A 20,507-nucleotide genomic window follows, 5' to 3' on the forward strand; every position below is an offset into this window, starting at 1 on the left:
ATTGAGCGAAGTCGAAATGCGATCACAAATAATAAAGCCCGGGCTCAAATGAATGGCCCGGGCTTCTTTTTGGTGTATTTATAAACTTTTGGCTGCTCTTCTTTTCTGTATATAATCTTCAAATTCGGCAAGCGTGAAACTGCTCAAATTCTGTTGTTTCGATAACCCGCCTTTTTGCGCTGCCAGCACGCCGTAACGGCAATCATCATATCCTTCAACCGAGTGGGCGTCGGGATCAATGGAGATCAATACGCCTTTTTCGATGGCATAATTGATCCAGCGCCAGTCAATATCGAGGCGGCGCGGGTGTGCATTCAGTTCAATGACCACCTGGTTCTCCAAACAGGCATTGATGATGGTCACGTGATCTACAGGGTAACCGGGCCGGCTCAGCAATAAGCGGCCTGTCATATGGCCCAGAATGGTCGTATACGGGTTACGGATGGCGTTCAGTAACCGCATCATCGCTTTTTCTTCCGTCATTTTTAAATTCGAATGCACCGAAGCGATGATCAGGTCAAAGGTGGCCAGCACATTATTGCTATAATCGAGCGCCCCATCGCCTAAAATATCACATTCAATACTTTTGAATATTTTGAACGGTTTCAGCTTTTCATTGAGCTCATCGATGTACCGGTGTTGTTCGCGAATGCGTTCTTCGGTAAGGCCATTGGCATAGGCGGCGCTTTTACTGTGATCGCTGATCACCAGGTATTCATACCCTTTGGCAATACAGGCTTTTGCCATTTCCTCTACGGTATGCACGCCATCGCTCCACTGGCTGTGACTGTGAATGATGCCTTTGATATCGCCGGGAGTTATTAAAGTAACCGGTTTATCTTTTACCGTCTTCAGCACATGTGCCTGTTCGCGCATGGCCGGTGCAATAACTGGTAATTGCAGGGCCGAAAAGATCTCCGCTTCCGATTTATACGAAGCAGTGACATTGAAACCGGGCAAAGCCGCACAGGCCGTAATGAATTCCTCGCTACCGCTTGTTTGGAACAATACTGAGTAAAAGCTATCAGCCGTAGCGCGATAGAATTTGAGCAACACATTTTCAGGGCCCATTACGCTCACAATATCATCGAGCGTTTCATGGGTTGTATAATTATTGGCGCCCAGGAAAGCAAGCAGTTCGGTATCGGTTGCCGTGGTTACCCATTCTAACCGGTCAATGATCTCGGCTTGCCGTCTGAATTGTCCGGTAAGGGCAAACAGTTTATCGGGGAATTGTTTTTTCAGCGTGGCATCTATCACCGCCGCAAAGGCTTCAGTTTCGGCATACAGGTGGCTGCCCTGGTTCTTCATAAAGAATTCAATGGACTCCTGAATGCTTTGCTGTGTTTTTTGTCCAAAGCCTTTGTATAATAACAGCCGGTTCTCGTTGCAGGCATACAGCAGTTCGCCCACCGATTCAACGCCCATCTCTTTCCAGATGGTGGCGATCTTTTTAGGGCCCAGTCCTTTTATGCTCATCATTTGCAGCACGCCGGGTGGTGTTTTCTCAATAATTTCTTCCAGGGCGCGCAGCTTGCCGGTTTGAAATATCTCGATCACTTTTTTGGCTACCGAATCGCCAATGCCTTTTATGGTAACCAGTTTTTCCTCGGGCATATCGGCCAGTGGCTGGGTAATTTTTTCAATGGCGAAGGCGGCGCTGGAATAGGTTCTGGCGCGGAACGAATTTTCGCCATGCATTTCCATCAGTTTGGCCAGCAGCGAAAATTGGTCGGCGATATAATAATTATCAACCATAGTATTAAATGAGGGAGCTAAATTAAGCAATTTATAGTACGTCAATGGTCAATGGTCAATGGTCAATGGTCAATGAGTTTCCGGTGGCGCAAGGTCGTTTATTAACTTGAACAATCGCGAGCTATTCACCATTCACCATTGACCATTCATCTTCACAACTCCACCACCACATCATCCTGCTCAACAAACACCCCTTCATTTAAAACGAGCTGCTTTACTACCGAAGCATAGGGCGCCACAATGGTGCTTTCCATTTTCATGGCTTCAATAACAAACAGGGGCGTGTTCTTTTGAACGGCATCGCCGGCCTTCACCAGTATCTTCGACAGCTTGCCCTGCAGCGGTGCGCCGATCTCATTGTCTGCACTGACTTTCCGGTTCGCGGCTTTTACTGCGGTGAAACTTCTGTCCTTCACAAAGATCGAGCGGGTTTGTCCGTTCAGTTTAAAGAAAACCTGTTTATACCCATGCTCATCTACCTGGCTCATATGCTGAAATTTGATGAGGATGCTTTTGCCCGGGGCCAGTTCTATGAGAGTTTCTTCATTGGGTTTTAAGCCATAAAAGAACATGGGTGATGGCACATAATATACTTCGCCGAAGGTGCTTTTGAATTGATGGTATTCGTCGAATACTTTGGGGTAGAAGAGGGCCGATAACAGATCGAGCCTGGTATACTGCTTTCCGTATTTCGCTTCGAACTTATTCCATTCCTTATCGAGGTTCAGCGGTTGTAAATGCGCGTTGGGCCGGTCGGTGAACGCCTTTTCATTTTTAAGAACAAGCTTTTGCAATGCCGGCGGAAAACCGCCCGGTGTTTGTCCCAGGTCGCCGCGGAACAAACCGATCACCGAGTCGGGGAAGGAGAGGGTTTCGCCTTTTTCAAAAATATCCTGTTCACTGTAGCCATTGGCTGTCATAAACAGGGCCATATCGCCCACTACTTTCGATGAAGGCGTTACTTTCACAATATCGCCGAACAGTTTGTTCACTACCACATAATTTTTCTTGATGTCGGTGAACTGGTCTTCCAGCCCCAATGAGCGGGCCTGCGGCCGCAGGTTGGAATATTGTCCGCCCGGAATTTCATGATCGAACACTTCAGCGGTTCCGGCCTTTAACTGCGACTCAAACGGGTAATAGTATTCGCGTACATCTTCCCAGTAATTGGAGAGCTCATTCAGTTTATGCAGGTTCACCGGTTGCTCGCGCGGGTGGCCTTTCATCATGGCCACTATGGAATTGAAATTGGGTTGCGAAGTAAGGCCACTCATGGAGGCAAGCGCCACATCAATGACATCAACCCCGGCTTCAATGGCTTTCAGGTAAGTGGCCGATTGAATGCTCGAGGTGTCGTGGGTATGCAGGTGAATGGGTATATCAATGGCTTTTTTCAGCTCGCTCACCAGTATGCCTGCCTGCATGGGCTTTAACAACCCGGCCATATCTTTTATGCCGAGCAGGTGTGCGCCGGCATCTTCAAGGCGTTTGGCCAGGTCGATATAATATTGAAGATTGAATTTATGATTGCGTTCCGGATCAAGGAAATCGCCGGTGTAGCAAATACAGGCTTCCGCCAGCCCCCCGGTTCTTTCGCGAACGGCGTTAATGCTCACCTGCATGCCTTCGAGCCAGTTCAACGAATCGAAAATGCGGAAAATGTCGATGCCGTTCTTCCAGCTTTCTTCAATAAAGGTTTCTACCAGGTTATCGGGGTAGGCGGTATAGCCCACTGCGTTAGAACCGCGTATCAGCATCTGGAACAGGATGTTGGGGATGCGTTCGCGCATTAATTGCAGCCGTTGCCAGGGGCATTCATGTAAAAAGCGCAGCGCTACATCGAAGGTGGCGCCGCCCCACATTTCGAGCGAAAAGATCTCGGGATGGTTCTTTGCCACTGTTTCTGCTACTTTCAACATATCGGTAGTGCGTACGCGTGTGGCCAGTAACGACTGGTGCGCATCGCGGAAAGTGGCATCGGTGTACTGAATGCTGTTGTTGTTCTTCAACCAGTCAATAAACCGTTCGCGGCCCAATGCGGTAAGGCGGTCTTTGGAACCTTTGGAAATGTTTTTTTGTACGGCATCGGGCACTACCGGCGTACGGAAGGTGATGGTGGGGTTTATTTCAGGTACGTCCTGATGACCGTTCACGATGATCTCGGCAAGGTATTGCAGCGCTTTGGTGCCGCGGTCCATTCTTGGCACCAGGTGAAACAATTCAGGATGGTTATCGATAAAATCAACGGTGGCGGCGCCATTTTGAAAAGTAGGGTGTTGCAATACGTTTTCCAGAAAGGCAATATTGGTCTTTACACCGCGAATACGGAACTCTTTTAATGTACGGCCCAGCCGGTCGCAGGTTTCGGCGAGGTTGCGGCCGCTGGCAGTGATCTTCACCAGCAGTGAATCAAAGAAGGGAGAAATGCTAACGCCGGGGTAACTGCTGCCTTCATCGAGCCGTATGCCGGGGCCGCCGGCATTGCGGTAAGCGATCAACGTGCCGAAATCGGGTTTAAAATTGTTGGAAGGGTCTTCAGTGGTTACGCGGCACTGAATGGCTACGCCTGAAATCTGAAGCTGGTCCTGTGAAACAATATTGATGGGTGCATCGGTGAGCGCATAACCCTGTGCAATCAGCAGCTGGCTTTTTACGATATCGATACCGGTTATTTCTTCAGTGACCGTATGTTCAACCTGTATGCGGGGGTTTACTTCAATGAAATAGATGTTCTCGGCTTTATCGACCAGGAACTCAACGGTGCCTGCGTTATTATACTGCACCTGTTTGCAAATGCGAATGGCATATTCGTGCAGTTGCTGCCGGGTTTGCGGTTGTAATGAAATAGCGGGGGCTACTTCCACCACTTTTTGAAAACGGCGTTGAACCGAGCAATCCCTTTCAAACAGGTGAATGATATTGCCATGTTGATCGCCGAGTATCTGTACTTCTATGTGTTTGGGCGATTCAATGAACTTTTCAAAGAAGACGGTATCATTTCCAAATGCCGTTCTGGCTTCATTACGGGCTTCCGGCAGCGTTTTTTCCAGGTCTTCATCGTTCCGTACCACACGCATACCACGGCCACCGCCACCGGCTGCCGCTTTAATGATGATGGGGTAACCAATACGGCGGGCTTCCTGTAAGGCGATGTCGATTGATTGAATATTGGCCTGGCTGTCTTCGATCATGGGTATACCGGCCTGTTTCGCTACTTTTTTGGCGGCGATCTTATCGCCCAGTTGTTCCATTATGTGGGCAGTGGGGCCAACAAAGACAATATTTTCCTCCGCGCATCTTTGGGCAAAGCGGGCGTTTTCTGACAGGAAACCATAACCGGGGTGAATGGCATCGGCTTTTTCGCGTTTGGCCACACGAATGATCTCTTCAATATCGAGGTATGGCTTCAGCGGGTCATCATTCTTCCCGATCTGATAGGCTTCATCGGCTTTGTACCGGTGTAGTGAGTACCGGTCTTCGAAAGTGTAAACGGCAATGGTCTTGATGTTAAGTTCGGTAGCAGCACGCAATACACGGATGGCTATTTCGCCCCGGTTGGCAACAAGGATCTTTTTAAACATGACAGGCAGTTGTAGTTTTTGTTTATTAATCGATAAAGGAAAACCCTTTTCAACAATGAACTGTGGTAATAACAAAAAGCAGGGCTTTTTGCCTTTTACCGGTATTACATCAACATATTTTCATCCCAGGCGCTGCGGTTCGGGCCCAAAACTATGCTGACGGGTTCCACATGTGACTATAAAAACGGTACCAGGGTAGTAGTGCTGAATTGGTTTTATATAGGCTTAGTACTGCGAAGGGGAGCTTGTAATGACGGTGTAAAAATAAGAAGGGAAATGATTATGATCGTAATTATGGTGAAGTTAATTAATGGCAAAATGCGAAGTCAGGTATGCATGAGGGGCATGATAATGGACCAAATGATTGACTGTTGATAAGTTGAAATGCAGGCTGGTAGCGGGTTTCAGCGCATTGCAGGCGTTCGGGTAGAAATAAAAAAAAAAGTCCCGAAATAAATTCGGGACTTGATATTTTTTGCTTTCAAAAAGCTGAAGTTATTTCTTCTTCTTTGCAGCTTTCTTCTTCTTAGGAGCGGCTTTCTTTGCAGCTTTTTTTGCAGCTTTTTTCTTAGTTGCCATGATTTGTGAATTTTAACGGTTAGTAAATAAGAATTTAACTGGTGTAAAAATAAAAACTTATTTCAAATCGCCAAAATTTTTTCAAATTTTGTGAAAAATTCACTATACACTTAACACCTTATGCAACCGCTACTACGCTTACGATAGTTTTATCGTTCTTTGTTTTTCTGAATTCAACCACACCATCAGTTAATGCGAAGATGGTGTAATCTCTTCCGAGACCAACATTTTTTCCGGGATGATATACAGTGCCACGTTGACGAACGATGATGTTACCTGCGATAGCAGACTGACCACCGTAAATTTTAACGCCCAGGCGTTTGCTTTGTGAGTCACGGCCGTTCTTTACACTGCCTTCCCCTTTTTTATGTGCCATGGTAGATTGTTTGAAAATTTTTTAAATAATGTCTTATCTGAAAACTTCAAGTACCAAATAACAGGGTCCAAATAAATTTCAAAACCAAATCTCAAACTCCAATCAATTTATTTGGATCTTGTGATTTGACATTTGAGATTTAAGCGATAGCTGTTACTTTGATCTTCGTGTAGTGGGTGCGATGACCGTGTTTCTTCCGGAAACCTTTTCTTCTTTTCATTTTAAAAGCGATCACTTTATCGCCTTGAACCTGGTCAAGAATTTCAGCTTTAACAGCACCTTTCACAGCACTGCCTACTGACAGTTTCCCCTCGTTGTCTAACAGGAGGATCTCGGAAAATTCCACTTTGTCTCCGGCATTGCCGTCTACACGCGGTACAAATAAAGTTTGGTCCACTTGAACCTTAAATTGTTGTCCGGCGATTTTAACTATTGCAAACATAGGTTTCCAAAATTAGGAGTGCAAAGGTAAGGGTTTGCACCAGATTGTGAAGGCTTTAAAGCCACTTTTTTTTACAATTTTCGGGCTGAAACGCCCTGTTTTCGGGCAAATTTATAAGAAATGTTGATTGTTAGCCACTTATAATAATGTTAAGCCGGGCTGAATATGGTACATATATAATATAAACAGCAGGTTCCCGGTTACCGGTTTTTCCGGTTACCGGGAGTCGCGGCCTGCAGTTCTTCCCGTTTATCCGGTGACCCGGTACCTGGTAACTGGAAACCGGCCACTGAATTTTAACACACCGGTTTCCGAACAATCAGAAAGTGAATGAGTTAATAGTAGTTTTGCGTGATATGCTTCAAATCGGGCTTTGCGCATTTCACTAATTGACGTAGGTTTGTTTTTCCTAATGATGGAATACGGGATTCAATGAAAATAAAATCGTTTCTGGCAAAACCATTTGCCCATTATATATATAAAGGTATTAGAAAGGGCATGACCACCGCAGTAGCTGACCAGGAAAACATCCTGAAGGAGCTGCTTAAAATAGGTAAGGCAACTGAATTTGGTAAAGACCACCATTTACAGGAGGTGAATGTGCATGAGGAATATGTTCAGGCCGTACCGGTGCGTGATTACGAGCAGTTCAAGCCCTATATTGAAAAAATAAAGGAAGGCAAACACAACGTACTCTGGAAAGGCCTGCCCATTTACCTGGCCAAAACTTCGGGCACAACCAGTGGTGTAAAGTATATTCCTATCAGCAAAGAATCTATCGACAATCATATTAATACAGCGCGCAATGCCCTGCTGTGTTATATTGCCGAATCGGGTAATACCACGTTTACCGATGGAAAAATGATCTTTCTGTCGGGTTCGCCCGAGCTCGAGCGCATCGGCGGCATACCCACCGGGCGTTTAAGCGGTATCGTGAACCATCATGTGCCCAGTTACCTGCGTGCCAATCAACTCCCTTCATACGAAACCAATTGTATTGATGACTGGGAAACCAAGCTCGATAAAATTGTGGGAGAAACCCTCGACCAGGATATGACCCTCATCAGCGGCATTCCACCATGGGCCCAAATGTATTTCGACCGGCTTATGGAGAAAACCGGAAAAAAGATCAAAGAAATATTTCCCAATTTCTCGGTGCTGGTGCATGGCGGGGTGAACTTTGAACCATACAGAACAAGATTGCTCGAAAGCATCGGTGGCAAGGTGGCTACCATTGAAACATTCCCTGCTTCAGAAGGTTTTATGGCTTTCCAGGATTCACAGGATGCAGAAGGATTGTTGCTGAACACCAACAGCGGCATATTCTTTGAGTTTGTTCCGGCCAATGAAGTATTTAATGCAAACCCAACCCGTCTTACGTTGAAAGATGTGAAAGTGGGTGAAAACTACGCATTGCTCATTAACAGCAATGCAGGTTTATGGGGATATAATATTGGCGATACCGTTAAATTTGTGTCAACCAATCCGTACCGGCTGGTGGTAACGGGTCGCATCAAGCATTTTATTTCGGCATTTGGCGAGCACGTTATTGGTGAAGAAGTGGAACAAAGCCTTATAAAAGCAGCAGAAGAAGAAGGGGTGCACATTACAGAATTCACCGTGGCGCCCATGATAACACAGGGCAAGGGAAAATCGTACCACGAGTGGTTCATTGAGTTTGAGAACAAACCAGCGAACCTCGACCGGTTTGCCCAGAAGGTGGATGTAAACCTGCGCAACAAGAATATCTATTACAACGACCTCATCACTGGCAATATATTGTTACCATTGCATATTCGCCCGGTTAAGAAGCATGGGTTCATTGATTATATGAAGTCTATCGGGAAATTAGGCGGTCAGAATAAAGTGCCCCGGTTAAGCAATGATCGTAATATTGCATCGGCACTTGAAAAATATGTAGAGTAGTTTTAACGTTAAGGCTGTCTGATTTAGCTTACTAAACTAATTATTGAAACCGGAACATGTCGAACAGTTTTCCACAGAGACGCATTGCAATATTTGGCTCAACAGGCTCAATTGGCTGTCAGGCGTTGGAGGTGATTGCCGCAAACCCCGACAAATTCACCGCCGAAATACTTACTGCATTTAGTAATGATGAATTGTTGATAAAGCAGGCGCTGAAATTCAACCCCAATATTGTTGTAATAGGCGACGACAAGAAATATCCTGTCGTAAAAGAAGCCCTGGCGCGTACTGATATAAAGGTATTTGCCGGCGAGCAGGCCCTTGAAGAAGTGGCCGGCATGGATTGTTACGATATGATGCTGGCTGCCATAGTAGGCTTTGCCGGCTTACGACCTACCTTATGCGCGTTGGATAATGGCAAGGCCATTGCCCTGGCCAATAAGGAAACGCTGGTAGTGGCCGGTGATATCGTAATGCAAAAGGCCATTGAAAAACGAGTGCCGGTAATTCCTGTTGATTCAGAACATTCAGCTATATTCCAGTGTCTTGTAGGCGAAACCCGCAACAAGATCGAAAAAGTTATCTTAACAGCGAGCGGTGGTCCCTTTTTGGGCAAGAAACCCAATTACCTGGTGAATGTAAAGCGCGATCATGCGCTGCAGCATCCCAACTGGCAAATGGGGGCAAAGATCACCATCGATTCGGCCACTCTTATGAATAAAGGGTTGGAAATGATAGAAGCCCGCTGGCTGTTCGATCTGGGTCCCGAGCAGGTACAGGTACTGGTTCATCCCCAAAGTATTATCCATAGCCTGGTGCAGTTTGAAGATGGCAGTATTAAAGCACAGATGGGACTGCCCGATATGAAGCTGCCCATTCAATATGCCCTGGCCTTCCCTCACCGTATACCCAACGATTTTCCCCGGTATAATTTCAGAAACCCCGCCCAGCTTACGTTTGAGGAACCTGATACCAAAACGTTCAGGAACCTGGTGCTGGCCACTGATGCCCTGTTCAAAGGAGGCAACCAGCCCTGTGTGCTGAATGCCGCCAATGAAATAGCCGTATTTGCCTTTTTGCGAAACCGAATTGGCTTTTTAGATATGACCGATCTCATTGAACGCACCCTGCAACACGTGCCGGTCATAGAGAAACCCACGCTGGAAGAATATTTTGAAAGCGATGGGGAGGCCCGTAATTTTGCTGCCTCACTTATAAAGCTATAAGTGTTAAGTTGGTGCCGGATTTCGTGCCACTTGAAGCTCTTTCAGTTAATAATTGTGGAATTTTTGTGAGCGGTTAACTGAATTGCGGGATTATTCGATATTTTGAGCGTATTTTAAAATAAACACACCGCGTATTTAGCGTTTATATGATCACATTGTTAGCAATAGACTGGGCAGTAGTAGGTATAAAAGCCGGACAATTAATACTATGCTTATCCATACTTGTCATATTACATGAAATGGGCCATTTTCTGCCCGCCAAATGGTTTAAATGCAGGGTCGAAAAATTCTATTTGTTCTTTGATCCCTGGTTCTCCATTGTAAAAAAGAAGATCGGCGATACTGTATATGGTATTGGTTGGTTACCGCTGGGTGGCTATGTAAAGATCTCGGGGATGATTGATGAGAGCATGGATAAAGAAACGATGAAGCTGCCACCCCAGCCCTGGGAGTTCCGCAGTAAGAAACCCTGGCAACGCCTTATTATTATGATAGGGGGTGTTACGGTAAACCTTATACTCGGCTTCTTTTTGTTTGCCATGATCTTGTGGGTTTGGGGCGAAGAATACCTGCCGGCCAAAAATGCCGTGTATGGTGTATATGTAGATAGCCTCGGCAAAAGCATTGGTTTGAAGGATGGCGACAAAATTCTGGCCGTGAATGGAAAAGAGCTTGTGAATTTTGGCCAGCTGAGCACCGATATCATCCTGAATGAAGCCAAGACCATAGGGGTAGAACGGAACGGACAAAGCCTCGATATACCGGTACCCGAAGGCACCATCAGCAAATTATTAAAACGGAAAGGCGATCCGCTGGCTTATCCCCGGTTCCCCGCCGTGGTAGATAGTATTAATACCAAGGTCGCAAAATTCACTTCCGGTGCGTTGCAAAAAGGCGATCAGATCATTGCGCTGAACGGACAACCCATCACTTCTTTTTATGAATTCAGCGATGTAAAAAAGAATTACAAGAATAAAGAGATAGCGTTAACCATCTTGCGGAATACAAGCGATACCGCAGAAGTAAAAGTGAAACTGGCTGAAGACGCGAGTGTTGGCTTTTATCCCCGCACACCCGATAAATTCCTGAAATTTGAAGTAAAGAAATATACCTTCTTTGAATCGTTACCGGCCGGTGTGGTAAAAGGTTGGGAAACGCTGGTTATGAATGTGCAGAATTTTAAACTGTTGTTCACCAGCAAGGAAGTAAAGGCCAGTGAATCACTGGGCAGCTTCCTGACAATCGGTAACATGTTCGATGCCAAATGGGATTGGGAGCGTTTCTGGAGAATGACGGCGCTGTTGAGCATTGTGCTGGCATTCATGAACATACTGCCGATACCGGCCCTCGATGGTGGTCATGTACTGTTTACGCTGTACGAAATGATCACCGGCCGCAAACCAAGCGATAAATTCATGGAATATGCGCAAATGGCGGGTATGATCTTATTGCTGGGCGTTATGGCCTATGCGCTGGGGCTCGATTTCTGGCGATATTTGTTTAAGCACTAAAAGAACTTTGTAATAAATCAATGAGAACCCTGCTTCGGCGGGGTTCTTTTTTTGCCTGTAGGGCCCACATTTAGGAAATGCGCTTTAAATACTTAGTGTGATGCTGCCATCGTAAGAGGTGGCGGCGTTCAACTACGGAGTAGCAAGCTTTGTAGCATGCTGTATGTACGGCAGTACGTGCCTGTATGTATCTATACAGATGGTAGGCTGATGGTAGTCTTATTGTACTGGGATGGTAGCCTGATTGTAGGGATATGGCCTGGGTATTGCACCGGTATTCTCCAGACTCCCTACAGGAACCCTAGTGGCGCAAGGCAGTCTCCAGGCAATGCTTAGGCAATGCTTAGGCAATGCTTAGGCTATTTCCCTATAGGTTGACACCAATTGCGGTAGCACTTTGCGCAGTTCCGGTAGCCTTCAGCACCGAAATTTATTGAGTATGATCAATATCCTCCACCATACACATTCGCTTTATTTATAATTGGTAACTTTAAATCATGGCCGAAGTTTTTGCACCATTTGTTATTCAAAGGACCATGCAGGGCCTTACCTTCTATTGTATGGAAGGCAGGAACTTCGTGCGCACGAAAAGCAGCCTGAGCCGCAGAAAAGTCCTTTATGCACCTTGCTTTGCACGAACCCGTGAGTATGCAGCATTAATGGGCCAGGCATCGAAAATTGGCTCGTTTGTATATAATACGCTACCCGTTTATTGGCGGCAGAGCTGGATGTACCGGTCTTTTACCGGTGAAGCATTTACGATGTTGAAAGCAGGAGAGCAATCAGCTGAAATACAACAGGTATTGTGGGAGCGGTATGTGAAAGAAATTGTGAGTAAGAAGCCTGCCGAAGCCATTAAAGTGTCTTCGTTTGACAAACCAAAACGGGCATATCGAAAATTGAATACTGGCTATTGGAAAGGCAAAACTATAAAAAGCGCCCGGCGTAAGGCCCGTAAAGAGCAAACCATGTATTATGCCGGCCTTATGGCACAGGCTTCAAAAATAGGCGCTAAATTATACGCTCAATTGAGGGGTAAATACGCAGGCCGCCATTACTATCAATATTTAACCGGACAGGCCCTGAAACTGTTAAAACAGGAAATAAGCGCAGAAGATATTTTAGCAGATTTGTCGCCAACCTTGCCTGGAACAGACTGCTCCGAAGCAAAGACCCAAAAGAAGGCTGTCAATGTAGTAAGACATCAAAAAGGGCAATACTATTTCATTCCCTCGTTGTATAAACGCTTTTCGGGGCTGGAAAAGGTTTTTCCGAAGGCTGCTATTATTCTGATAGAAGATGGTTAATTTTTGCCTGGAATTGGCAAAAGCGGGGAAATAGTATTAAATTTGCTGTTCGTTAGTCGCCAAATACCGGGGGTGTATGGTTTTGACAGCGTAGATCTTTGAAGGTGTAAGCATGTCGTGCGTTGGATAATTAGCACGTTAATCTGAATATTCAAACACTAAATGGCAATACTCAATTTGCCATGGCTGCCTAATCAGTGATTAAGTAGTCATTAGGGCCGCCGAGCAGGTTGTTCTGTAACCAAGCTCCGCCGCCGACTTAAAACAAATACAGAATGCTGTGACCGTAGGCTGTGCCGGTTGCATAAGACTATCCAGCTAAGGAAATAATTGGTTCGTCCGTCTCCTGCTATTTCCCGACAAGCAATGCCGGAATAAACATGTAGAAAGCTTTTGAAGGATATGTTTGGACACCGGTTCGAATCCGGTCACCTCCACTCCACCGGACGGCAGCGAAAACATAGTTTCGCTGCCGTTTTTTATTTTGGTGAAAGCCGCGTCAGGCGTGAAAAGCGCCTTAACGATTGCGTTATCAGAATTGGTTCGAACTTTTCCATCTTTAAAATGGAACTTCTCCGGAAAGGTCGAACCAAGGAACTGAAACTTCTCTTCCGGCGTAGCGAAATCAACCAGCACATTGAGGTGACGCAGAAAGAAAAAGCCGTATTCGTTTATCTTCTCTTCCTCTGGGTCTTTTTGTTCAAAGCTGGCTATTTGCCTGGCTAACCTTTCGATTTCCGGTTCAATCCTACTTTTGATATTTCTGTAATCACCTGCATCAATTCCGCCATCTAACATTAATAGCTGTGCATTTTCTAATCTTTTTTGATAGACTTCCAGTTCCTGCTTTAGCTTTTTAAACACTGTGGCCTTGTCTTGCCCATCGGTTTGGTTCGCTTCCTTCAATATCAATTCCATTGATTTGAATAGTTTCTCATTATTAGCGATAGCTGTAAGCTGCCCATAAAAGGAAGCATTGGCATCAGCCGCCAGAAACCTTTCTTTGCAGCCGGTTCTGCAATGGTAGTAGAAGTAGCGCCCGCCGTTGCCCTTAGAGCCGCTGCCGGTTAATATGCGGTTGCACCTGGGGCAGGTCAAAAAGCCACGCAAAGGCAATTCTTCTCGTTGGGTATGCTTTGCTGGCTGGTTGTTCTTTTTTCTTTTTCCTTCCAGGATATCCTGAACATCATAGAACAATTTTGTAGCAATAATTGGCTCATGTTTGGCCTCTACGATCATGGCAGGATCGACTTTATAAGCTGGCACTCTTATCTTTCCAATGTATGCAGGATTACGGAACATTTCATGAAAAGCGCTGCGTTTAGTTTTCAGTCCTTTTCTATGCGCCAGCATTCTTAAGTGATCAATGTGGTGCAAAGCGGTCGCCATTTCTTCAAATACCCACTTTACCAGGGATGCTTTTTCAGAAGGGATAATACATGCTTTATTATTTTCATCACGGCTACGTTTATATCCAACCGGAGCTGGTCCCATCCATCGTCCTTCTTTCATAGCCTTGTGAATGCCATCTGATATGTTTAAAGAACGCCGGTCATTTTCCACTTCCGGAGCTGCCAGGTAAATAGCCAGCATAAACTTGTGCTCCGGGATATTCATGTCTAATGGTTGTTCGATAGCCTGCGGCTCTACTCCCAGTTTGTTTAACTGGCTGATCATGCCGTAGGCATCAGCGGCGTTACGTGAAAACCGGTCCCATTTTAAAAACAACAGCAAGTCGGCAGAGTGCTTATTACTTTTAAGGAAGGTCAATAATTTTTTAAATTCAGGCCGGTCAAAGGTTTTGGCCGAATGGTCTTCTTTATAGAAAGCTGCCACTTCTATATTATTCAACGCGCAATATTTACGAAGCCGCTCTTCCTGGTAGGACAAACTAAATCCATCAGCTTGCTCGTCTGTACTCACTCTGACATAAAGGATAGCTTTGCGTGTTTTCATGTTCTTGTATTTGCTGTTGTTTAATTAGTGTATGTTCCTTTTCCATTCTTTGGCTGACGGCAATTACCATCTTCGCTACCAAATACAGCCAGCCCCTGATTTTGATTAATTCATCATCTGTGTAAGTATGGTGTTCATCATTCCAGATTGTCCTCAATTGTTGCAGGCTGACTTTTTCAAATAGGCTATCCGTTTCTATAGTATTGGAGTTTTGGGAAATGGGTTTTAATTTATTTTTCATATAAATATTGGTTTAAATGTTCTTTAGAAAAGAGATGCCTTCCCCCTTTTGTATGTTGTAGTGTTTGTAGCCTACCTGCATATACTAAAGAATAAACCCTTGACACAGACAGGTGCAGGTAAGTTGCAGCTTCCTGTAATGAAAGTGGTGGCGATGAATTGATTTCCAGGGAGGATAGTCTCGATTGGATTTTATCCAGTTTGGTAATCAATGTGTCTAACTTTTCCTGGATAAACTTTAATTCATGATTCATAGATATGGTATTTATAGTTGGTACCATAAGATCAAATGCCAAGCCTGTTTTGTCATGGCCAGCTCGACCAAATTAGCTAACGGAAACAACTGGTAAAAAGCGGTAAAAAGTGTAAACTTCTTTACCAATAAACCCCTTAAATAAAATCTTAAAATCAAAACCTGGGTTTGTTTTGTGGCAAATTGTCACTGACATTGAAAGAAAACATGAATGCCACACGGTCAGGCATTCATGTAAGGTGTAGTTGCTATTAGCCTAATAAATTATCTTGATACAATTACGTACGCTTCAGGATACAGTTAAAAACAATTAAGGACAATTAAGGGTTATTAAAGATTTGTCAGGGACGGGTTGCATTTTCGTTGAGATTATAAGCTGCTTCCACTAAACAATAGATGTGTTCGTATAGTAACAATAGAAAAGAACGTTCAATCCCTTCGTCATATCCGACACCTTCGTTTGAAATACCAGCATCTAACCAGTTCCAAAATAAAAAGCGTAACTGTTTCAGCGTATATTTTTCATAGAAAGTTTTAAGTACCTGTTCTGGATTCATTACTTGTTCGTAAACCAAATCACGATGTTGATCCTGGGATTGTGCCGTAGGGTGTGCATCCATTGGTCCCGTAGTCCCAACAGCATTTTCCCATTTGCCTTTTTCGTTTATTAGGTGTAATGCTTCCAGTAATAACAGTAAGTCTTTATAGAAAGTCATTAAGGTTAAACGAACGTCCTCTTCTTCGCAACTACTTTTATTATTGGCAATTGCTGCTTTTATCCAATTCCATGTATCATTACGAATAGAATCAATATCCCGTACTTTAAAGACTTCCTGAATAACCTGGGTAGGATTTTGAGCGACTTTTTCCAAAAGCAGCCCTGGTATTTTTTCAAGCTCACTGGATTCGCCTGCATCTAGATTGCTTGCTTCTTCCTCACTCAATTCTCCGTTCCCTACTGCCTGCTTTTTTAATAATGCAATCAATTCGTCCTGGGTAGCCATTAATTGATTCTGCAGGCCAAGAATATAAAAATAACAGGTTTCGCTTTTGAAGAAGGCATCCAGGTGTTTAGCCGTTTCAAACTTAAGAATGGATTTGCCTGCTTCTAATTCGGCATATTGCTCTTTGGACATGTGTAAAGCATTGGCAACCGCTTCCTGGCTTAGATTGTTCTTTTCGCGGAAATAGCGCATGAAAATATTCTCAGTCATGTTGGGTAAACTTATTGGTTAATGAATCCATTTTTTCCTGGAAAACCTGTGTTGCCTTGTCGTGAAGCTTCTGTATGAGACGGAATAATGCCTGTAATTGATTATGCTCAATTTGAAAGTCGTCCTTATATCTCGCATGTACATAGGCCTTATATAAAAGATGGAGTAGTTTTTTGTTGTCGCCTAAGCCGGAATAAAAAACCTCCTGCAATTCAGGAGCACATTGCCTGGTGAAACGAAGTAGCCTTTGCAGGTTATGGGTCACGTAATTATGGCCAGTGAGCGCATACAGGATGGCACGAAGGCAATGTTCGGTTGCCTGTTGGAGCATGAAAGCGGTCAGGTTATTATCTTGTTTCAGATAGAAATAACCAGCCCCTTCATAGAACAACTGAGCAATGTGAAACGTTTTATTAAAATCCTCCTGTGCTTTGGCTTTGATAGCAGCAAAGTCAGTAATAGTAGAAACAGGCAATGGAACCCGGCCATTATCATACACCAGATTACCAGTAGTACAAACCATCGAGAAGAATATATGTCCTTCTTTAATTAGCCGGTAAATTTCGACTGCATTTGAAAAGCTGATCATAACATCTGCAATATCCTTGCATGCAGCTTCAATGGCTTCCTGAAGTTCTTTATGTGGTTGCTGTGACTTTCCGGGTAGCAGTATCAAAAGATCATACTGGGCAGCATGACCAGCGTTATCGTTTCCCTGGGCATCCAATAGGAATATCTTTTCAGCCTCAGTTATTTTAACAGTAATGTCAATAATCCTTTCCAGGGGATCTGCTTCCGGTTGAAATACTTCAGGATCGGTTGAAATGATACTTGTTTCTGTTTTTGTATCATCTTCAGTATCTATTGCCTCTACGGATTCATTTCCAAAAATTACCCACGCTGCTTCAATCAGCTTTTCAATATTATCGTGCAGGGTGACATACTCCAGGGCCTCCACGTCTTCTGCACGAAGAGCATCGGTTAGCCATTCTCTAAGGCATAAGCGGATATCTGATAATGTGTACCAGGTGAAGAATTCTTTCAGGATATGATGAGGATTGTTTATTTCATTACAGGTGAGCCGAAAAGGTTGTTGGTGCCATGCTGGCCAATTGGATAGTATTCGCTTGTTTAATGGTGTGTTCATTTGCAAAAGCTTAAAGGTGAATGTGTGTGGATGAAAAACGGGCAGTTAGCCTTTACGGGTAATAAAGTATTGCTCCAGCTATGCGGGCGATAGCTGGTTGCAGATATGATTAAAAAATCAGTGAGTTAGAAGATCGTTAACCCAGTTATACAGGAGTATGAGGCTTTCCTGGGGAAATAACTTGTAAAGGCGTAGAAAATGTGGTCAAGAAGCAGGAATACTCTATATAAGAAAAGGCAGATGTTTGTTTGACAGGTAGTATTGAGCAATGCATATAATCGCATTTGAATCGAAAAGGAATTAAGGCCCACTTGTAAAGACTACCTTGCAGCGAGTGAAATAAAATTGCGTGGGTTAGTCCTTACCGATTCTGAAGGGCTGCGACACCCCAAATCACGAATAAGAACGCCCACGCAATAGCGTGAGCGATTTACCTTATTTCTCGTGATTTTTGAAAGGTCGCAGTTTTCAGAATCGAGAATAAAGCAAACACGCTTAAAATATCTTATGTGTTCGCAAAAATATAGTCTATAATCTAACTATCGTCAATAAGTTGTTTTAGTATAAATGTCATATTGAGTTTAAAGATAAACATTGGTTATTAAATAACCAACATTAGCTTATTAATAACCAATATTGATAATTTAAAAAATACCTAATAATTTGCTAGTCAACCTTATAGAATAAACGATGGCAAAAAAGGAGAAAGTGAATTTAAACCGGCTCAGGATTGTACTGGCTGAAAAGAATAAAACTAACAGGTGGTTAGCTGATCAATTGGGTGTAACTGAAGGTACTGTATCCAAATGGGCTACCAATACACATCAACCTTCTCTTGAAACCCTTTATCAAATTTCTTTATTGTTTAAAATAGATATACATGAGTTGATCGAGTCAACACTATCAAAAAAGTAAATAAGGTCTAATTGGCAATAATTGCAAATTTTTCAGGTCAACCTACTTGGTGACAATTTTCACAGCAGTTAGAGAATCCGATAGTAAAAGCATTTTAAATCCTTTAGAATTGGTGTAAGACTTCAAGCATAACATCATTTATATGCTATTAGAACATTTTCGTCACGATCCGGTCGGGTTACCCTTGTTTTCTCTGACCAAGTCTAAAAAAGCTGGAGATACCATTCAAGCCAGTTATATTGACTATGTTTTCCGCGCATTTTATTTAACCATGCAGGATCTTGAGCAGTTAGAAATGGCTAAGGGGGAGTTGGTCCCAGATGGCAGAAATTCAATTGTGGCAACGAGTCTTTGGTTTCTGGGGCTTGAATCCTATCTGAATACACTCCTAAAGTTGACTTGTGGCCACGTAAATGAAGAATTTGCCAAATACAAGGTAAAAAACCTCACCGAAAAGTTGACAGCTCTTCTCATCCTGCTTCAAGTTGATGACTTGCCGGTAAAAAGAACAGGTGTATATAACCGAATTCATGAGTTTACCACTTTTAGAAATGAGGTTTTCCATGATCGGAACGTTGGAAGCCCGGTGAAATTTAGTAAAACAATGTTTTCTGAGATTCCTATCAATTGTAACCTTGTGGACGTTATGCAGGGGCTTTTGATTTTTTTAGAGGTAGCTGCATTGTTGCGGTTTAGTCTTTCGGGATTAGATACGATGCCTGACATTTTTATCCATGTATCGAATAAAGCTTTCACTAAAAAACTAGATGTTCTTTATTCCGATTTAATTAGACCATCCTTTGAAGCTGTCTTAGCTAAGCATCAACTTTCAACTCATCTCAATTTGATGATTAACAACTGCGGGCCATTGAGTAGTTCTATATTTTCGTACGGAGACATCACTGCAAAAATTGTTGCCGACTCTCCACCTGAGTATTATTTCCCCTTGAATCCGGAGAACACTTCCATTTGTAGCGAGTTAATGATTAAAATAGTGAGTGCAGAAGCAATATCACCAGCACATTTCACTTTGGGGAGGTATGTTATATCCAACGAATAAATAATTTCTAAAAAAATTACATTGATATTATTTTTTGGTAAAGAACAATTTTTATCGGGACACTATCAAATGTTATCCATGGCTTAATAAATCGTTTAAACAACAGATCCGCACCAAGTTGCAAATTATTAGCGATCTCCAAGTAAAGCACCAAGCAATAAAATAACGGCACCGAAAGCAATACCATTTTCAAAATTTTTGGATTGTTCGCTATGGGGTGTACCAGATTGTACAAAGTTTTTATAATGTTCACAATTGTTGGAAAAATAATTATAATCATTTGCACCGATTCTGGAAATCGCTCGTTCAATTGCTTGTTGACGTTGCATATTGTTGCCGTTAAAACGTTCAATCCGTTCTGGAATTAGCTGTGTTAAAAAACTGGCTAATTCCTCTTGGTTTATGAATTGAGTTCCCTTAGTATAATTAGCTGCAAAAAGTGGCACTCCGGTATGATAATTATATCCAAGAAACACTGCGAAATGATCGAGCATCCCAAAGAATTTTTTCTTTAATACAATTACATCAGCTTGTTGCAAATCGTTTTGAAGAATGAATTTTTGAATAGTCATAAATATAATTTTGACCAAAAATAGTTAGATATCGTAGCTGATTGCTTATTATGGAATCAAGGTCAAGTCTGACTTACAGTTAGAAGTCCAGGCTTATTCACCTGGAAGCCACTCAGCCAACTATCAATTCGCCGTTGATTATCATTCCATTTTGACAAAGTTTGGCGTAGCGCATTGATTCGTCGACCTGCTTCATGATTTTTAAGGAAATATTTTCTGAAATCCACTATATGGAATTCAAGCGCCTGGTACAAACCTTTGCAACCTGTATGTGTAACCAGTTTTGTTTTTTTACCGTATAGAAAAATTGTAGGGTCAGATCAGCCATAGCGGTATTAAACTGTAACTGAAGTGGTAGTGTAGGACTATCAAATAACTTTGCCAATCCCCTTTTGCTTTTAATTAGATTTTGATTGGTGTAAATTCTTGTCATGTTGACCCAGG

17 protein-coding genes, 1 other RNA gene and 1 pseudogene are annotated in these 20,507 nt (G+C 43.4%); 8 read left to right on the plus strand and 11 right to left on the minus strand.

From position 1 onward, the window contains the following. Nucleotides 1-78: 78 nt before the first annotated feature. The 4 genes from A3860_RS29170 to rplU all read right to left on the minus strand — a co-directional run bounded on the left by A3860_RS29170 (nt 79) and on the right by rplU (nt 6,736). Nucleotides 79-1,758, minus strand: a complete 1,680-nt coding sequence (locus A3860_RS29170; protein WP_081153402.1) for a helix-hairpin-helix domain-containing protein — start codon at nt 1,756-1,758, stop codon at nt 79-81. 152 nt (nt 1,759-1,910) lie between these two features. Continuing rightward, complete coding sequence (locus A3860_RS29175) at nt 1,911-5,339, minus strand: pyruvate carboxylase (RefSeq protein ID WP_081153404.1); 3,429 nt, start codon at nt 5,337-5,339, stop codon at nt 1,911-1,913. 697 nt (nt 5,340-6,036) lie between these two features. Beyond that, nucleotides 6,037-6,294 carry a 50S ribosomal protein L27 gene (gene rpmA, locus A3860_RS29185; RefSeq protein WP_081153408.1) on the minus strand — a complete coding sequence of 86 codons (258 nt, stop codon included), beginning with the start codon at nt 6,292-6,294 and terminating at the stop codon, nt 6,037-6,039. A gap of 139 nt (nt 6,295-6,433) precedes the next feature. Further along, nucleotides 6,434-6,736: a 50S ribosomal protein L21 gene (gene rplU / locus A3860_RS29190; RefSeq protein ID WP_081153410.1), complete on the minus strand. Its 303-nt coding sequence runs from the start codon at nt 6,734-6,736 to the stop codon at nt 6,434-6,436. A gap of 432 nt (nt 6,737-7,168) precedes the next feature. On the opposite strand from rplU, the gene A3860_RS29200 reads away from it, so the two are divergent. The 6 genes from A3860_RS29200 to A3860_RS41285 all read left to right on the plus strand — a co-directional run bounded on the left by A3860_RS29200 (nt 7,169) and on the right by A3860_RS41285 (nt 13,432). Beyond that, nucleotides 7,169-8,662: a GH3 auxin-responsive promoter family protein gene (locus A3860_RS29200; protein WP_081153414.1), complete on the plus strand. Its 1,494-nt coding sequence runs from the start codon at nt 7,169-7,171 to the stop codon at nt 8,660-8,662. Between the two features lie 56 nt (nt 8,663-8,718). Then, on the plus strand, nt 8,719-9,888 hold the full coding sequence (locus A3860_RS29205) for a 1-deoxy-D-xylulose-5-phosphate reductoisomerase (protein ID WP_081153416.1): 1,170 nt from the start codon (nt 8,719-8,721) through the stop codon (nt 9,886-9,888). Nucleotides 9,889-10,034: 146 nt separating this feature from the next. Next, entirely contained in the window at nt 10,035-11,399 is a 1,365-nt protein-coding gene (gene rseP / locus A3860_RS29210; protein ID WP_081153418.1) for an RIP metalloprotease RseP, read from the plus strand. Nucleotides 11,400-11,896: 497 nt separating this feature from the next. Then, nucleotides 11,897-12,706: a hypothetical protein gene (locus tag A3860_RS29215; RefSeq protein WP_081153420.1), complete on the plus strand. Its 810-nt coding sequence runs from the start codon at nt 11,897-11,899 to the stop codon at nt 12,704-12,706. A gap of 68 nt (nt 12,707-12,774) precedes the next feature. Continuing rightward, nucleotides 12,775-13,146, plus strand: a transfer-messenger RNA (tmRNA) gene (ssrA, locus tag A3860_RS29220). Beyond that, nucleotides 13,100-13,432 carry a hypothetical protein gene (locus A3860_RS41285; protein WP_158085396.1) on the plus strand — a complete coding sequence of 111 codons (333 nt, stop codon included), beginning with the start codon at nt 13,100-13,102 and terminating at the stop codon, nt 13,430-13,432. The genes ssrA and A3860_RS41285 overlap by 47 nt, the downstream gene beginning before the upstream one ends. Before the next feature lie 498 nt (nt 13,433-13,930). On the opposite strand, the pseudogene A3860_RS42355 reads toward A3860_RS41285, so the two are convergent. From A3860_RS42355 to A3860_RS29245, 5 genes and pseudogenes are all read right to left on the minus strand, one after another. Continuing rightward, nucleotides 13,931-14,662: pseudogene (locus A3860_RS42355) on the minus strand (recombinase family protein); the annotation flags it as partial. Continuing rightward, nucleotides 14,607-14,903 (minus strand): hypothetical protein, encoded by a 297-nt coding sequence (locus A3860_RS29230; protein WP_081153422.1) that lies wholly within the window; start codon nt 14,901-14,903, stop codon nt 14,607-14,609. The pseudogene A3860_RS42355 and the gene A3860_RS29230, both read right to left, overlap by 56 nt. After that, nucleotides 14,893-15,156, minus strand: a complete 264-nt coding sequence (locus tag A3860_RS29235; RefSeq protein WP_158085397.1) for a helix-turn-helix domain-containing protein — start codon at nt 15,154-15,156, stop codon at nt 14,893-14,895. Before A3860_RS29235 ends, A3860_RS29230 begins: the two co-directional genes overlap by 11 nt. A 340-nt stretch (nt 15,157-15,496) precedes the next feature. Then, nucleotides 15,497-16,369, minus strand: coding sequence for a helix-turn-helix domain-containing protein (locus A3860_RS29240; RefSeq protein ID WP_081153426.1), 873 nt, complete (start codon nt 16,367-16,369; stop codon nt 15,497-15,499). Next, a complete protein-coding gene (locus A3860_RS29245; RefSeq protein ID WP_081153428.1) occupies nt 16,362-17,516 on the minus strand; it encodes a HEPN domain-containing protein in 1,155 nt (384 codons plus the stop codon). The genes A3860_RS29240 and A3860_RS29245 overlap by 8 nt, the downstream gene beginning before the upstream one ends. 690 nt (nt 17,517-18,206) lie before the next feature. On the opposite strand from A3860_RS29245, the gene A3860_RS29250 reads away from it, so the two are divergent. Further along, nucleotides 18,207-18,431, plus strand: coding sequence for a helix-turn-helix transcriptional regulator (locus tag A3860_RS29250; RefSeq protein WP_081153430.1), 225 nt, complete (start codon nt 18,207-18,209; stop codon nt 18,429-18,431). 142 nt (nt 18,432-18,573) lie between these two features. Further along, nucleotides 18,574-19,491: a hypothetical protein gene (locus A3860_RS29255; protein WP_081153432.1), complete on the plus strand. Its 918-nt coding sequence runs from the start codon at nt 18,574-18,576 to the stop codon at nt 19,489-19,491. A 128-nt stretch (nt 19,492-19,619) separates the two neighbouring features. Here the strand turns inward: A3860_RS29255 and A3860_RS29260 are convergent, their stop codons facing one another. Further along, complete coding sequence (locus A3860_RS29260) at nt 19,620-20,063, minus strand: lecithin retinol acyltransferase family protein (protein ID WP_081153434.1); 444 nt, start codon at nt 20,061-20,063, stop codon at nt 19,620-19,622. Between the two features lie 226 nt (nt 20,064-20,289). After that, nucleotides 20,290-20,507 (minus strand): hypothetical protein (locus A3860_RS41750; RefSeq protein WP_216823529.1); only part of this gene is annotated, 218 nt, incomplete at its 5' end.

Origin of the sequence: Niastella vici (assembly GCF_002077945.1) — a bacterium.
GTDB classification, from domain to species: Bacteria; Bacteroidota; Bacteroidia; order Chitinophagales; family Chitinophagaceae; genus Niastella; species Niastella vici.